This is a genomic window from Bradyrhizobium sp. WSM471, assembly GCF_000244915.1.
In the GTDB taxonomy this organism is placed as follows: domain Bacteria; phylum Pseudomonadota; class Alphaproteobacteria; order Rhizobiales; family Xanthobacteraceae; genus Bradyrhizobium.
This window is the reverse complement of record NZ_CM001442.1, coordinates 4,421,161-4,435,178: the sequence shown is the minus strand read 5'-3', so window position 1 is coordinate 4,435,178 and position 14,018 is coordinate 4,421,161. Positions and strand designations below refer to the sequence as shown.

Genomic DNA, 14,018 nt, shown 5'->3' with positions numbered 1-14,018 from the left:
AGCCACCGCACGGCATCACCCTTTGCCAGCAGGCGAGAGCGTTGGCAACGATGAAAACGCAGGTCGCGCGTGCGCGTGGGCTCGGGCGGTTGTCGAGCAGATCGGTGGTGTGGCGGTCGAGCAGTCGCAATCGGTCGGGACAAGTCGGATGCGGGATCACGAACCTCAGACGCTATCAGGCTAAAAAGTTGTCGTACCTTCAGAGCGCAGGAATTGCCGCAGCACGAAAAAACGATCTCTGACTACGCTATCGGCTTGTCAGTCGCTTGTCGAAAGGCAGCCCCAAAGCGTCAGGCCTCAATGATCGCATCGAGTCCGAAGTCGGCGAGTATCAGGGAGGTCACGCGACGAAGTTCGTCGGTCGTGGTTGGCGTTGGTTCCAACTGGCAGGCCTCGATGCAGAGGGAAATGGTCTTCTCGAAACGCGAGGCCACAACAACGAGATGACCGTGGGAGCGCTCCAGGTCTTGGCGCGTGACGTTGACATCCACCGCTCGTGTCAGCACATGGCGGCACGGCGCGCCGTCTATGCGCGCGAGCCCGCCCGGCAGCATTCCCAGGTCGGAACAGCTTACTGGCAGCTCACCGCCATAATTGAACACCCGGTTCACGAGCATCTTCGCGGCCGTGCGCGGCATCCAGGCGATCGCCGGCAGGGACGAAAGCAGTGCGGCGGTCGGATTGTTCTTCGCACCGCGAAGAAGCGCCTTGAGCGGCGCATTCACGGGCCGCAGGTCGGTGGTCAGGCCTGCAGGCGCGATGTTCATCATATGGAATTCGATCGCCAGCGCTCGTTCGTCCTCCAGCCCACGCCTTCGGTTTATGGGAACAAGCAGGCTGATAGCGCCGTCGGAGAAACGGCGCCTGCCGAGAGTCGACGCGAGCGACGCTACGAAGCCCGGCAGCAGCGTATTCAAGCCGCCCCCCAGCCGCTGCTCGCACGCGAACCAGGCACGCGATTCAACAGTGACCGCGACAGCCGGAAGCTCGACGATCGTTGATGGGTCATGACCCGGTTCGGCGGCAGTAACCGCCGGCCTCTGTAGAGAGGCGGAGGGCCTGTACCAGTACGCGTGCGCGCTCTGAGCGAGTGCGGCAATCGTGCGCGGAGCGTCGGCGAGGATCTGCCAAGCGTCCGACACGCACCCGGACAGCCGCCCGCGGGCGCCTTTAGGCAAATACCGGTTCGGGACGCCGATGCCGTTTGTAGCAGCCTCGATAGCGCGCAAGGCTCCCATTCCGTCGAGGAGTACGTGGGATCCGACGATGCTCACGGCTGTGCTGCCATCGTCGAACGGCTGGATGGCCATTCGCCAACCCGGACCGATGACCGGGTCTATGGGCGCGCGCGCGTGCCGATTAGCCCACTGCAGGAGCCGCGATCGTGGCAGCAGGTCCGAACTCCGCTCGGGCAGAATGGGCGTCTCCGCCGGCTTCACCCAACGAGGCCTTCCACCAGGCAAGGCTGACGGCTCAATGAGCCGATTGAAGGACAGTGCGGAGAGCCGTTCAATTGTTCGCGCCAGCGGGGCAAGATTCACGTCACGATCATAGAGCCAGAGGCATTGCATCAACTGCCTCCGGCCGGTGACCCTGAACAATTCGTAGGCCACCTGGTCCACCCAGGCGAGGCGGTGCCGCGCGTATGCAGGGGCGTCGGGCGTGCTCGGCTCAAGCATCGAAAAACTCGCCATGGAGTTCGTAGTCAGCCAAGAGGCGTTCGACGAGGGCACGAAGATGCTGAGGGCTCGTTACCACGCCGGGCTGGTAGGCAACGAAGCTCAGGACGATAAACCCGGGAATGATGCCTGCGAAGAGGGTCGCCACACCATGGCGCTCCTCGATCGCGCGCCGCTCGACCGGACGGTCGATGCCGCGAAAGCAGAAACGATCGGCCGCGCCGCCATCGATCCGGAGCACGCCCTCGGGACAGTGACCCAAGTTGGAACAGGTGACCGGCAGGTCACCGAGCGCGGCAAACGCCAGACGGGTGGCAGCCGAAAATGCGCGTCTGGGCACAAAAGGCACCAAGGGCAGCAGTGCGGCAAGTCGATTGGGTTCGCGTCTCGTCCGCAGCAGCGTAGCCCGCAGACGCCGCTGAAACGTATGCAGGCGCCCTCGCAGTTCGCCGACACGCACCTTCAAAGTGGCAAGCGCGACCCCGTTCCCGCCGGTGTGCGGCAGACCTGCTCGTTCACTCACGGGAATCAGCAAGGTGACATTATCATCGCGAACGCGACCGAGCGCTTCGGCAAACGCCGCGGTGACCGCGGTCAGGAGCGTGAACCGGCTCCCACCGCGGCACTGTGCTCTGGCGTCCCAGAGGGATGTGGGCAGGCGTATGAAGGCCGATGGAAATACGATTCTCCGGTTGTCGGCGATCGTCACGACTGGCAACGCGGTGGGTGCGGTGTATGTGGGGCGCGAGGTGTATGCCGCACCGGCCAGTTGGGCGAGCGCCCGGAGCGTCGCCGGCGTGTCCCGCACCATGCGTTGGAGTTCGGCACCCAGTATTGTCGCGGCGCGGCGCGCCGACCAGACTGACCATGCGGGAGAGAGTGGCGGCCGTTGCACGCCTCGCACGGCTTCGCTGATGGCCGTTAAAACTGTCAGTCCGTCCGAGATGCAGTGCGAAACCACGAGCGAGACCACGGTGGAGCCGTCGGTGAAGGTTTGGAACGTGAAGGTCCATGCTGGTCCCCGCGCGGGGTCCAAGGGAAGCTCCACCTGCGCGTCGGCCCACGCCTGCATCGCCTCAGGGGCAAGCGGCGCCTCGGCAACAGCGAGAGCAGCGGATGGGGCTGGCGCGCTCACCCATTGGTGCCGCCCGAACGGAAGCAGCGCCGGCCGGATCAGCCGCGCGAGCAGCCCGAGCGCGAGATTGTCGCGGAACTGTGTCAGCGCGTCCAGGTCCACAGGCCGGAGATAGCGCCACAGCGCCTGAATGACCGCATGCTGCCCGAGTGAGGTATGCGCAAGGTAAATGCCCTGGTCCGCGAAAGACACGAAGGGCGGCGGCAGGTTCGGCACGTTCTCTGGATGAGACGTCGCGTGGGTCATCGTTAACCGCCGACATGAGAGTACGTCGGCATCAATGCGTCGGCCGCCTGGCGGCATGCGCCCGTAAGCGTCTTTACATACCGGTGCATCGAGGCACGGGCTGTCCCGTTTGCCGGATAAGCCGCCGTCAGCGAGAGCCCGCGATGCGTACGGAAGAACCAGAGCGCAACCTGCGCGGCCATGCCTTGGTTGATATAGCCTCGCCCATTCCCCTGCTGCAATTCGCGCGCAACGTGCGCACTGCGCGGAGGAAAGTTCGCGTCCATATAGGATAGCATGACGCCACCTGTGGCGACGGATCGAATCGTCGGCAGCCCGGCGGCGAGTTCAAGTACGAGCTCGATCGGCACGTGGGCAAGGCCTCGCCGTTCGTCAAAGTTACGCTGGGCTGTGAAGGCGAGTTGCGCAAACGTTCGTTCCTGGACCTCGAAATCGATGGGCACCAATCCCACGCACCAGCCGGTCGTCCTGAAACCCGGTGCCGATCTTCGCGTCGTTGTGGGAGTGACAACACTGTAGCGCAAGCGCCCAGCCAATTCCCGTTCGGTCAGGGCCGCGCAGGCCAACAGGCCGCCGATCACTCGCGCGCCGGAAGCGTGGCATGCGGACTCGAACGCGGCCATGACGGCATCATCGAGGACATCCACGTGTACATACTCGGCCTGATAGCGATCCTCCAGCACCCCGAGCGGCAACGCGAAAGACGGCGTCCGCCCATCGTTGCGATGCAGGAACGCGATCCACTCCTTCACCTCAGGATCCGCTAACGTTGTCGCGGCTGCGCGCTGGCGCTGACTGCTGCAGTAAGCTAGATAGCTCCCCGGCGGACCGAATTGAAGCGACGTCTGGCCGTCGCGCACAGCGCGATACGCTGAGCGGATCTCCGCCATCAGGAACGCGACAACGGTCGCATCGGCGTGCAAGTGGTCAATGCTTGCAAAGCAAGTGAACCCCGTTGTGTGCTGGAGAGCGCCGAAGCGAAAGCAATCCCACGCGAACGGTGCAGGGGTCGCAATGACATGCTCTTGCCAATCCTCCGCGCTCACCTCACCCAGCGTCGAACAGTCCATCTCGATCGCCGCAGGATCGGTCAGCACGTGTCGTACTATTGCTTCGCCGCGCTCCTCGAACCAGCTATGATAAGTGTCGTGCCTACGCAGATGTGCAGTCACGACATGGGTCATGGCCCTGAGGTCACACCGGCCGGCTTCGTCCCACACAACGACAAGCAGCCGCGCCATCGACTCGTGCCGCTGCTCACACGCGCGGAAGGCGCGCAGATGCTGTTCCTGTTCGTAACTGGGTAACACGGGCGACACCGGTGCGAGCTTCGCACTTTCCATTGATGCAGCAGACGGGCGCCAGAGAGTCAGCGTCGCAGGAGGTCCTGACCAGTCGTGCAGCGGACGCAGATCAGTCATGGGCAACTGCTTCGGCCAGATGCAGTTCTTGCATCACCCCAGCTTGTCGGCCAGTGCGCGTACAGTCGTCACGTCCCGGGCGGGGAGCCGAATGCCGGTGTCCGCTTCGAGTGCGATCAGCAGTTGGAGCGTCCCGAGTGAGTCGAGGTCGCAATCGCAAAATGCGCGGCCTGGATTCCCTCTGCGGCGCAAGATGACACCGAGATCCTCGATGATCAGATGCCGCAACAACGCGGGCCGCTCGACGGGCGGCGTGCGTCGGAACTCCAGGCGAAGGCGGCCCGCCGGTTCGGCCGCTGCCCCCAAATCCCGCAATGTGGCCGCTCCGGACGGACTCCGCTGCGTCTGGCGAGACGATATATCCCGGTAGTCTGCAGCCAATGCCGACAGCAATAGCACTCACAATCGAAACCTTCTTCCGGCAGATAATTACAATCCAAATGCAATGATAAACTAGAAGCCGTATGAGGCGCCATGCCATTTCTGGCACTGAGCATTTGAGCCAAGAGCCGGTGAGAAAAAAGAAAACAATGTTTGATCGGTCGAGCGCGAGGCGCTCATGCGGTCGAGTTTTCGACTTCCTCTCTGCCGTAAGGGCGGCCCAACCGCCTTCGGTATCGAGCGCAGAGATCCAACCAACGTCTTTTGTATTTGCCGGGAATTTGTCGCGAAGCGCGACGAATTCATGCTCGTCAAATAGAGGTTGAAAACTTCGTGCAAGCGATGGACTGAGGTTATTGTCCACCAACAGCTTCAAGCAGCGAGCTTTCTTTCGAACGTGACCGCGCTACGCACCTCAGCGGCGCTTACCTCGTACAGCTTGACAACCTTGGCGACCGACCCTTCTACCTCGACTGCCCGATTTAACACCTCGGTCGGAACGCCGGACGCGGCGATGGGGCGGCCAAATGAGCGTGTTGGGTCAATGACGACGGACTTATGAGGCATCCCGAGAGGGAGCCATCGCGCGACGGCAGACGCATCGAATTCCAAATCCTTGAGACTCGGTTCGACGATGGTACGAAAGACATTTTGCCGTCGGCGAAGGTCGACCAGCTTTGCTTCTTGAATGCCTTCGGTGATTTCAAGGAAGATCGTTTTGCCATCGGTGCGAAACTTTTGCGTCGAGAACGGACGCTCGTCATGCACTTCTTCGGCCGCGCGCTGATAACATTCTCGAATAATTGGCAGGGCCAACCCGATGTCGCGAAATGCCTTGACGAACCGAAGCTCGATCAGGTCGCGGAAGCTGAGTTCGATTAAATCGTCGTCCTTCGAATAGTCCGGCCGCCAGAGCGGCTCGGAGTGCCCTCCGGCTTCTTCGGTCCCGAAGTCATACCCGCGCAACCAGCGAACCACGATGCTCCGGGAAACGTGACGAACAGGCGCGGAGCCGCGGCTGAAATTCAGAAGGCGCAGGCGCTCAGAGGCGCTATAGGCCCCCCGGCTTAAGGCATCAGATTCCTTCGACTCTGGCTTACGCATTCTCAAACCTTTAGCGGATTGCCTTGGCCGATGGAAGCGCCGGCGGCAGCGCTGAGGACACAGCAGACGGGTTTTAGGCGCTCGGAGGTACGCAAGCCACCCCTACTGAAGCAGCGGGCTTTAGCCCTTGATTCGGCTCTCACCCACATCTTTCAGGATCGCCTCGCAAGTCGTAATCACTTGCCCCTTGCGTTCGATTGCCTCTTGGGTCACGTCTCTCCAGGCCTTGCTAGCCTCGCGCTCTCCAAGCTCCATTCTGCCTGAGATCGGTCACGAGGCCGGCGGAGAAGTCGAATAATTCAGCGAGATTGACAGGCCCCCCTTCCGCCAATCCATCCGACCGGACCGGAGTCTCTCGGTCAGGCTTTCCCCGGACAGGTGATCCGTGAATCAAACATCCAATCCAGCCGGGCTCGACAAGCTGAAGCTCCGCATTCAGGCGCTGCGCGCCAAGACCATCGCCAATGGCTGCACCGAGGACGAGGCGCTGTCTGCGGCCGCCAAGGTCGCCGAACTGCTGGATCGCCACGATTTGTCGCTCTCCGACGTTGAACTGCGCGCGTCCTCGTGCGAACGCAGGGTGTACGAGACTTTTCGCAAGAAGCGAATTCCACTGGACGACTGCATCGGCGCGATCGCTCATTTCTGCGATTGTCGGGTCTGGCGCGAGAAGAACGCGGCCGGCGAGAACCACTATGTGTTCTTCGGTCTCGGTGCGGATGTCGAGGTCGCGCATTATCTGGCCGAATTGATCGACGGGGCCGTGCGCGCCGAACTTGGCCGGTTCAAGACGTCGGTCGAGTACAGCAGGTTCCGGCACCAGCAACGGCATCTGGCCAATGCCTCCTTCGCGCTCGGGATGGTGGCGTCGATCGCGGACAAGCTGGTAGCCATCAAGGCCGGTCGCGATCAGGTCAACGAAAGCACCGGCCGCGGGCTGGTGGTTCTCAAGACCTCGGTGGTTGATGCGGAGTTCGACAAGCTCGACCTGAAGATGCGGACCCAGCGCAGCGCCAGCCGGATGGTGTCGATGACGGCCTATGAAGCTGGCGGCGCCGCCGGAGCGTCGCTCGCCATCAACCCCGGCCTTGGCAAGTCCCTTGGCGAGCCGCAGTCAAGGACCACTCCCAAAGGAAGCTGAACGCATTGGGGGAGGCCTACGACCTCCGGTCAGTGCAGCGTCGGTTGACCTTGGTCGCTTGGAAGTCGCAACCGAGCATGGCAGGCGTCGACTTCCGATTGATGGGGCGCGGGAAGCGCAGCGAAGTTTTCCAGCGCTTCAATCAATTCTGGCAGCCAAGCAGCGCTGGTGACGGCGGCTCTCGAACGTGCATCGCCTGGTCCCTGGGTCTTCATCCCAGGAACCGAGGCCGAAATGACGCCCCCGTAGATCGCGTCCATAAGCATATCCAACATGATCGCCGTCCCCATTGTTGATTGGCAACGAGGCTAATCGCGGATTGTTTCGGGGGTGCTTCGTGGCCCTGCGAAATGGCTTCGTGGGCTGCCCTGCACACGGCAGCGGGCAGGGCGCCTGGTCGTTCCTTGAGCCGCGCAGATTGCCCGCGCGGGAAGCGGAAAATACGAGCAGCGGTCAGGTCACCCATGCCAGTCGCGCCCGGGGGCGGCGCCTTGTCGACTTCCCGCCGGACCAGCCACTAATGCCCGCGTCGTTCCTGCAGCTTCTTTGTGGTGGGCTGGGCCTGCTGGTTGAACCTCACGCGCGGATTGATGTCACACGTCGTATTCCAGCGGCCGGATGCCGAAGCCATGCATTGCTCCCGGGTCTCGTACATGCACTCGCCGGGCCAGCTGAGATCGTCGCCAACGACACACCAGGGATAGTCGCGCTCTGCACGCGCGGCAGATAGAAATCCCAGAAGCATCAATAGGACGAGGACTGTGGTGCGCATCTGAATTCTCCGAGTATGAAGCCCTCAAGGAGAGCTTTAAGGTGGCAGAAGCTAATGGCAGGTCTGGGCCTTGGTTCCCGCAAGGCCCAAAGCTCACCCAAGCGACCGGGCACGTTAAATCACGTCCGCGCTATCGCGGCAGATAATCAGTGCATCAGACCTCCAATCCTGCCACGCTCGACAAGCTGAAGCTCCGCATCCAGGCGTTGCGCGCCAAATTGATCGACGGCGCCGTGCGCGCCGAACTTGGCCGGTTCAAGACCTCGGTCGAGTACAGCAGGTTCCGGCAGCGGCATCTGGCCAATGCCTCCTTCGCGCTCGGGATGGTGGCGTCAATCGCGCAGAGGCTGGTGGCGATCAAGGCCGGTCGCGATCAGGTCAACGAAAGCACCGGCCGCGGGCTGGTGGTTCTCAAGACCTCGGTGGTCGGTGCGGAGTTCGACAAGCTCGACCTGAAGATGCGGACCCAGCGCAGCGCCAGCCGGATGGTCGATGACGGCCTATGAAGCCGGCGGCGCCGCCGGCGCGTCGATCGCCATCAATCCAGGGCTTGGCGAGTCGCAATCAAGGACCGCTCCCAAAGAGAGCTGAACGCGTCGGGGGGCGTGCAGCGTCACCGCCATTGCAGTTCAGTCGATGGACTTTTCGAGCTTCTGGGCTGCGCGGAAGTCGTCCATATGCTGCAGGTTCGGCCCATAGGCCGCCTCCTTTGTCAGCAGGTGGTAGATCCGGGCCACGACGGTTTGCAGATGTTTCATGCGTCCGCGCGGCATCGCCCGGGCCTTGCAAAGCGCCCGGACCGCATGCGCTCGGAAATAATCAAAAGCGTCTGACATCGCGGACTCAACGTCCCGCTCAATGAATGGTTCTTGGATTGGTTCTTGGATTGGTTCTTGTTCGCGCCTCCCAAAACCCTCCAGGAACGCTGTCGAGTGGGAGAACTTAGCCCGTCACCAAGCTATGGGATGGACGAGGCATGTTCTTCTTTTTCTCGAATCGGCTGGGATGTCTCGGTTCGCTGCTGGTCTCGGGGGTGATCACGCTCGCGCTGCTTGTCGTGTTCGGGATCGTCCGGTTCTAAACGCCCGCGCGTCAGGAACCTGTCCCTCGCTGGCCTGTTGTTCGCCCTCTGGTCCAGCCACGGAGGGCGCCCTTGGAAAGCACGATCATCGGAGAATTCGACACGCGCCGCGGCGCCGAGCTTGCGGTTGAGCATGTCGTGCAGGAATGCGGCGTGCCGCGAAGCGACGTCTTCGTCCAGGCCGCCGGTGGTGCGAACACATCGGGGACACGCCCGGCCGGTCCAGACGCCAAGACCGCGCCTGCGCCGGAGGGGCATCAGAAGCTGGAAGGTCCAATCGAGGTCTCCGTGGACTTTCACGGCGATGCACCCGAGAAGATTGCAGACGCCTTGAAGGGCGCTGGTGCAAAGGCGGTCCGAACCAAGTAGCGGCGAGGGGAGACTGTGGCGCCGGAATCCTCACACGCTGAACATTGACCCATGGTTCTGAGTTGGGGAACACGTTGCGTGCTCAGCGCGTTTCAACGGCGAACGCAAATTGCGAGGTCTCCCTGCTTCAGAGCTCATCGACCCTGATCCCCGGCGACACCGTCTGGCGGCGGTGCGAGGCGCGGCGTGTGGCGGTTCTCAACGATGCCGCCGCTTATTTCGCGGCCCTGCGGGAGGCCCTGCTGCAGGCGCAGGATCTCGTTTATATCGTCGGTTGGGATATCCACAGCGAGACCAGGCTGGTCGGAGAGTCCGGGCGAGCGGATGATGGCTTGCCGGAACAGCTCGGCCCATTCCTGCGCGCGCTGGTCCAGCGACGTCCGACCTTGCGGATCAACATTCTCGTCTGGGACTTCGTCTCGTTCTACGCTTCCGAGAGGGAATGGAATTCCGCGGCCAAGTTTACCGCCGACACAGATGGCCGCGTCCGGTTTCAGCTGGATTCCACGCTTCCATTTGGTTCGGCCCAACACCAGAAGATCGTCTGTGTCGACGGTTCGCTGGCGTTCGTCGGCGGACTCGATCTGACGATCAGGCGCTGGGACACCAGTGATCACCGCGCCGATCACGCATCGCGCTGTGATCCCCAGGGCAAGCCATACCTGCCGTTTCATGATGTTCAATGCGTGGTCGACGGGGATGCGGCGGCGTGGCTGTTCGACCTCGTGGAGCAACGCTGGCGCGCGGCAGGCCAACAGATTGATGATCGGGGTCCGCTGAAAAGCTTGCGCTGGCCGGCGAATGTGCCGGTCGAGGCTGAGCATATGCCGGTGGGTATCGCCAGGACCGAGGTGGTTTGTCCGGCAGGTTCGACGCTCAGGGAGGTCGAACGCTCATTGATCGCAGCGATCCGGTCCGCGACGAGCTTCGTGTATATCGAGAACCAGTTCACCAGCGCCACCAGGATCGCGCGCGAACTGGCGGAGCAGATGCTGCGCGTGCCTTCGCTTCGGGTTCTGGTCGTCACGCCAAAACTGCATTCCTCATGGTTGGAATCCCAAGCCATGCAGAACGGCCGGGGCGCTTTCATCGATTGCTTCAGTTCGGCCGGCGTCGCCGATCGCATCCGCTTCGTCTACCCGGTGTCGCGGAATGGGGACTCGGAAGCGGCCGTGATGGTGCACAGCAAGCTCATGATCGTCGACGATCGGATCTTGAGGATCGGTTCGGCCAATCTAAACAATCGATCGATGGGCGCCGACAGCGAGTGCGACCTGATCTTTGAAGCCGCATCAGACGAGCACCGCGAGTTCATCTCCTCGGTCCGCCGTCGCCTGATCGCCCATTTCTGCGATCTCGACGAACAGACCGTCGCGCAAAACGAAGATCGTCTTTTTGCGCTCCTGGACGACGTCTCGAGAACCGGTGGGACGAAGGCGCTGCGGCAAGTGGAGTCCTCGGTGCTGACCAGCACTCTGGCCACGATGGTTCAGCCCGTGGCGGACCCCGAGCGGCCTCTGCATCTGGAGCGGGCGGCATCGCGCATGTGGAGCACGAAGACGATCATCGGGATGGTCGCGATAGCCGTCGCGCTTTTGGGACTGGCGATGGCCTGGTCTTACACCTCCTTGAGCGATTTCGCCGACGCGGGCCGGATGTCGACATTCCTGTCCGCCTACGCGCACTCCATCTGGGGACCGCCATTCGCGATTGCAGCTTTCGTCGTCGGCGGGCTGGTGGTGTTTCCGGTTCTCGTGCTCATTGCGGCGACTGCTGCCGCACTCGGACCATGGCTGGGCTTCGCCACCGCCATGACGGGCGTCTCGCTCAGCGCCTTTGTCCTGTTTGCGATCGGACGGGCACTCGGCCGCGAACGTCTCCAGCGTTTGCTGGGGCGACGTACCGCGCGCATCCAGGAGCGTGTTGTCGGCAAGGGCATTCTGGCCGTCGTCGTCATCCGGATGATTCCGATCGCGCCGTTCTCGGTGGTGAATGTCGTGGCTGGCGCGAGCACGCTGCCGCTGCGTGACTTCCTGGTCGGAACGCTGCTCGGCATGACCCCCGGCATTCTCGCCATGGCAGTTCTGGGTGCTCAGATCGCAGATCTCGCCAATAACGCGTCCTGGGTCAACATATCGCTCCTCGCACTGGCGTTCCTGGGCTGGCTCGCGATCTGCGCAGGCGCGCAATTCGTCGCGACGTGGCTCGCCGGGAGGCGCTGATGCGCTTCATGACGTGGAATGTGCATGGCACCTTCAATCTCAATCCGAAATTCGATCTCGAGGGTATCTGTTCCATCATTCGCAAATGGGCTCCCGATGTCGTCGCGCTTCAGGAGGTGGATTCGCGATCGCGATCAGACGATCCGTTTGCGAAGCTGGCGAGTGTCGTCGGCGATCACCGTGTTCACGCCAAATCGATCGTCACGGCCGATGGCGACTACGGCCAGACGCTGCTGAGCCGCTTCCCATTCTCCGGCCCGCCCGAGATCGTCGACGTGTCGTATCGTGAGCGCGAGCCGCGCCGAGCGATCGCCGCGGGACTGCTGACGCCCGTCGGCGAGGTCCGCGTGGTGGCCACGCATCTCGGCTTGAGCATCCACGAGCGCCACGCGCAGGCTCAGGCGCTGGTGAGCCTGGTGAAGCCTGGAATGACCGTCGTCCTCGGGGATTTCAACGACTGGTTCTGGATCAAATCGGTGCGGCGCGTGCTCGCGCAGGTCTGCCCAAACCGGACGCGGCTGCGAACTTTCCCGTCGCGTTTGCCCCTGCTGCGGCTTGACCGGATCTATGCGACGTCCGACAGCCCGATCGGGAAGGTTTGGACCGACCAAGAGGCGAGGGCCTATTCAGACCATTTGCCTTTGATTGCAGACATCGAGATCGCTGCGGGGTCAAACGCATCAAAAGCGCGATAAAAAAGTGCTGTCTGCAGAAGGACTTGGCTACTGTGCATGGGGTTGTTTTCGCACATTTATGCAGTCCGCCCACACTGCCGCCCGGCGGGACCAAGGGGAACCCTTCCCTGACCTCCGCGTTATCTGGCCATGACGGAAGACATTTCCTACCGGCGCAAGCCCTTGACCCCCGAACAGCGGCAGGCGCGCGATGCGACACGCCGTATCGAAGCCGAAAAAGCCATGCGCGAGCACGAAGCGGCGCAGAAGGCGTTCTATGCCAACAAGGAACGGCTGAGGGCCGAACGGTTGGCTCGTGAACAGACGGAGGCGAAGGGCTGACCGCACGCGGTCGCCCCGTCAAAGATGTCCTTGCCCGCGAGCGCCAACCTCAGTGCCGGTGCGGGATGCGCGTCACGCTCAAAGCCTGCTTCAGCGCCTGAACGGCACTTGCAAAAGGTCTGCGAGGCGATTGCGCCTCGATCGCTTCGGCCGCGACGCGACAATCGTCGGCGACCTTGAGCAACCCGCTTCGCGCGAGGTCCATGGTGGAGAGGGCTGCCTGCTCCAGGCAGACCCGTTCAAGTCGTCGAAACTCCCGCAGTTCTTTGTTCATGCGTCAGCTCTCGATGTCCCCGGGCCATGCGGCGCTGAGTCTGCTTAACGAATAGTAAATATCCCTGCCTAGCCGAGCTGGCTGGCGTAGAGCTGGTCCGTGTCCTGCACGGGCCCGGTGGGCGCAGCCGAGCGGGCTTGACGGCGTTTGGCTTCCGCCGGAGACTTCATATGATCCTGATTTGAACCACGGAGACGTTCGCTTCCAGCCAGTCCGAACCCGATCAGCGAAAATGACAATGGAGCTGACCATGACCACGTTCGACAAGCGCGAGCAGGGCTTTGAGGCCAAATTCGTCCACGACGAGGAGCTCATGTTCAAGGCCACGGCCCGGTCCAACAAGCTGCTCGGGCTCTGGGCCGCAACCGAGCTCGGCCTCAGCGGCGATGCCGCAGCCGGCTACGCGACGGCGTTGGTGACGGACCATCTGGAGAACCGGACGATGGACGAGATCCTCGACAAGGTGTCAGGTGATCTTGCCGCCAAAGGCGTCGCCCGCGAACAGGTCGCAGCCAAGCTTCAGGAATGCTTGCACCAGGCGTTGCAGCAACTCGAAGCGGACAAGTAGCAAGCCGGCGCTCGAGGCTCACTCCGCATGGTTACGCGCCCCGGAGTCGCTCAGTCGGTCGACATAGGCAATGCCGATCGCCGAGACGACGAAGGTGAGGTGGATCAGCACCTGCCACATCACGCCGGTCTCGGTAAAGCCGGCGCGGTTCGATCCCAGATTGCCGGCCTCGATGAAGGTCCGCAGCAGCGCGATCGAGGAGATGCCGATGATGGCCATGGCGAGCTTGATCTTCAGGACGCTCGCGTTGACGTGGCCGAGCCATTCCGGCTCGTCGGGGTGGCCCTGGAGCTCGAGCCGAGAGACGAACGTCTCGTAGCCGCCGACGATCACCATCACGAGCAGGTTGGAGATCATCACGACGTCGATCAGCGCCAGCACGCTCATCATGATCTGCTGCTCGGTGAGGTCGAGGGCGTGCCAGGAGAGATGCCAGAGCTCCTTGAGGAACAGCGCGATGTAGACGCATTGCGCCACGATCAGCCCGAAATAGAGCGGCAGTTGCAGCCAGCGCGAGCCGAAGATCACCATTGGGATCAAGCCCAGGCGCGGCAACGGCAGGCGCGGTTCGGTGCGGAGTTCGGGTCCGGGCTCAACCGACATTCAGCA

At 62.5% G+C, this 14,018-nt stretch carries 16 protein-coding genes and 2 pseudogenes; 7 read left to right on the top strand and 11 right to left on the bottom strand.

The features are described from left to right. Positions 1-290: 290 nt before the first annotated feature. The 6 genes and pseudogenes from BRA471DRAFT_RS19735 to BRA471DRAFT_RS19715 all read right to left on the bottom strand — a co-directional run bounded on the left by BRA471DRAFT_RS19735 (position 291) and on the right by BRA471DRAFT_RS19715 (position 5,966). Positions 291-1,679, bottom strand: coding sequence for a hypothetical protein (locus tag BRA471DRAFT_RS19735; protein WP_007610417.1), 1,389 nt, complete (start codon positions 1,677-1,679; stop codon positions 291-293). Further along, positions 1,672-3,060: a hypothetical protein gene (locus BRA471DRAFT_RS19730; RefSeq protein ID WP_007610415.1), complete on the bottom strand. Its 1,389-nt coding sequence runs from the start codon at positions 3,058-3,060 to the stop codon at positions 1,672-1,674. Before BRA471DRAFT_RS19730 ends, BRA471DRAFT_RS19735 begins: the two co-directional genes overlap by 8 nt. Positions 3,061-3,062: 2 nt before the next feature. After that, complete coding sequence (locus BRA471DRAFT_RS19725; RefSeq protein WP_007610414.1) at positions 3,063-4,481, bottom strand: condensation domain-containing protein; 1,419 nt, start codon at positions 4,479-4,481, stop codon at positions 3,063-3,065. Positions 4,482-4,514: 33 nt separating this feature from the next. Next, the gene (locus BRA471DRAFT_RS19720) at positions 4,515-4,796 is read right to left on the bottom strand and encodes an acyl carrier protein (RefSeq protein WP_157234082.1); all 282 of its coding nucleotides are present in this window, start codon (positions 4,794-4,796) and stop codon (positions 4,515-4,517) included. A gap of 208 nt (positions 4,797-5,004) precedes the next feature. Continuing rightward, positions 5,005-5,226 (bottom strand): annotated as a pseudogene (locus tag BRA471DRAFT_RS40385) (hypothetical protein); the annotation flags it as partial. Positions 5,227-5,234: 8 nt separating this feature from the next. Then, complete coding sequence (locus tag BRA471DRAFT_RS19715) at positions 5,235-5,966, bottom strand: hypothetical protein (RefSeq protein WP_007610413.1); 732 nt, start codon at positions 5,964-5,966, stop codon at positions 5,235-5,237. A 385-nt stretch (positions 5,967-6,351) separates the two neighbouring features. Between BRA471DRAFT_RS19715 and BRA471DRAFT_RS19710 the strand changes: the two genes are divergently transcribed. Beyond that, positions 6,352-7,107, top strand: a complete 756-nt coding sequence (locus BRA471DRAFT_RS19710; protein WP_007610412.1) for a DUF2786 domain-containing protein — start codon at positions 6,352-6,354, stop codon at positions 7,105-7,107. Positions 7,108-7,136: 29 nt separating this feature from the next. Here the strand turns inward: BRA471DRAFT_RS19710 and BRA471DRAFT_RS19705 are convergent, their stop codons facing one another. Then, a complete protein-coding gene (locus BRA471DRAFT_RS19705; protein WP_157234081.1) occupies positions 7,137-7,382 on the bottom strand; it encodes a hypothetical protein in 246 nt (81 codons plus the stop codon). 242 nt (positions 7,383-7,624) lie between these two features. Beyond that, positions 7,625-7,879 (bottom strand): DUF3551 domain-containing protein, encoded by a 255-nt coding sequence (locus BRA471DRAFT_RS19700; RefSeq protein ID WP_007610411.1) that lies wholly within the window; start codon positions 7,877-7,879, stop codon positions 7,625-7,627. Between the two features lie 212 nt (positions 7,880-8,091). On the opposite strand from BRA471DRAFT_RS19700, the pseudogene BRA471DRAFT_RS19695 reads away from it, so the two are divergent. Beyond that, positions 8,092-8,470, top strand: a pseudogene (locus BRA471DRAFT_RS19695) (hypothetical protein); the annotation flags it as partial. A gap of 38 nt (positions 8,471-8,508) precedes the next feature. On the opposite strand, the gene BRA471DRAFT_RS40380 reads toward BRA471DRAFT_RS19695, so the two are convergent. Beyond that, a complete protein-coding gene (locus BRA471DRAFT_RS40380) occupies positions 8,509-8,715 on the bottom strand; it encodes a hypothetical protein (protein ID WP_007591053.1) in 207 nt (68 codons plus the stop codon). A gap of 317 nt (positions 8,716-9,032) precedes the next feature. Between BRA471DRAFT_RS40380 and BRA471DRAFT_RS19685 the strand changes: the two genes are divergently transcribed. The 4 genes from BRA471DRAFT_RS19685 to BRA471DRAFT_RS19670 all read left to right on the top strand — a co-directional run bounded on the left by BRA471DRAFT_RS19685 (position 9,033) and on the right by BRA471DRAFT_RS19670 (position 12,567). Further along, positions 9,033-9,329 (top strand): hypothetical protein, encoded by a 297-nt coding sequence (locus tag BRA471DRAFT_RS19685; protein WP_007591054.1) that lies wholly within the window; start codon positions 9,033-9,035, stop codon positions 9,327-9,329. A 188-nt stretch (positions 9,330-9,517) separates the two neighbouring features. Then, positions 9,518-11,551 carry a VTT domain-containing protein gene (locus BRA471DRAFT_RS19680; RefSeq protein ID WP_035975016.1) on the top strand — a complete coding sequence of 678 codons (2,034 nt, stop codon included), beginning with the start codon at positions 9,518-9,520 and terminating at the stop codon, positions 11,549-11,551. Then, positions 11,551-12,246, top strand: coding sequence for an endonuclease/exonuclease/phosphatase family protein (locus tag BRA471DRAFT_RS19675; RefSeq protein WP_007610392.1), 696 nt, complete (start codon positions 11,551-11,553; stop codon positions 12,244-12,246). The genes BRA471DRAFT_RS19680 and BRA471DRAFT_RS19675 overlap by 1 nt, the downstream gene beginning before the upstream one ends. A 129-nt stretch (positions 12,247-12,375) precedes the next feature. Beyond that, positions 12,376-12,567, top strand: coding sequence for a hypothetical protein (locus BRA471DRAFT_RS19670; protein ID WP_007610384.1), 192 nt, complete (start codon positions 12,376-12,378; stop codon positions 12,565-12,567). 49 nt (positions 12,568-12,616) lie between these two features. On the opposite strand, the gene BRA471DRAFT_RS19665 is transcribed toward BRA471DRAFT_RS19670, so the two are convergent. Further along, positions 12,617-12,841 carry a hypothetical protein gene (locus BRA471DRAFT_RS19665; RefSeq protein WP_007610373.1) on the bottom strand — a complete coding sequence of 75 codons (225 nt, stop codon included), beginning with the start codon at positions 12,839-12,841 and terminating at the stop codon, positions 12,617-12,619. A 250-nt stretch (positions 12,842-13,091) separates the two neighbouring features. Here BRA471DRAFT_RS19665 and BRA471DRAFT_RS19660 point away from each other — a divergent pair, with 250 nt between their 5' ends. After that, positions 13,092-13,409 carry a DUF1476 domain-containing protein gene (locus tag BRA471DRAFT_RS19660; RefSeq protein WP_007610371.1) on the top strand — a complete coding sequence of 106 codons (318 nt, stop codon included), beginning with the start codon at positions 13,092-13,094 and terminating at the stop codon, positions 13,407-13,409. Between the two features lie 18 nt (positions 13,410-13,427). On the opposite strand, the gene BRA471DRAFT_RS19655 is transcribed toward BRA471DRAFT_RS19660, so the two are convergent. Further along, the gene (locus BRA471DRAFT_RS19655; protein WP_007610369.1) at positions 13,428-14,012 is read right to left on the bottom strand and encodes a TIGR00645 family protein; all 585 of its coding nucleotides are present in this window, start codon (positions 14,010-14,012) and stop codon (positions 13,428-13,430) included. Positions 14,013-14,018: the final 6 nt, after the last annotated feature.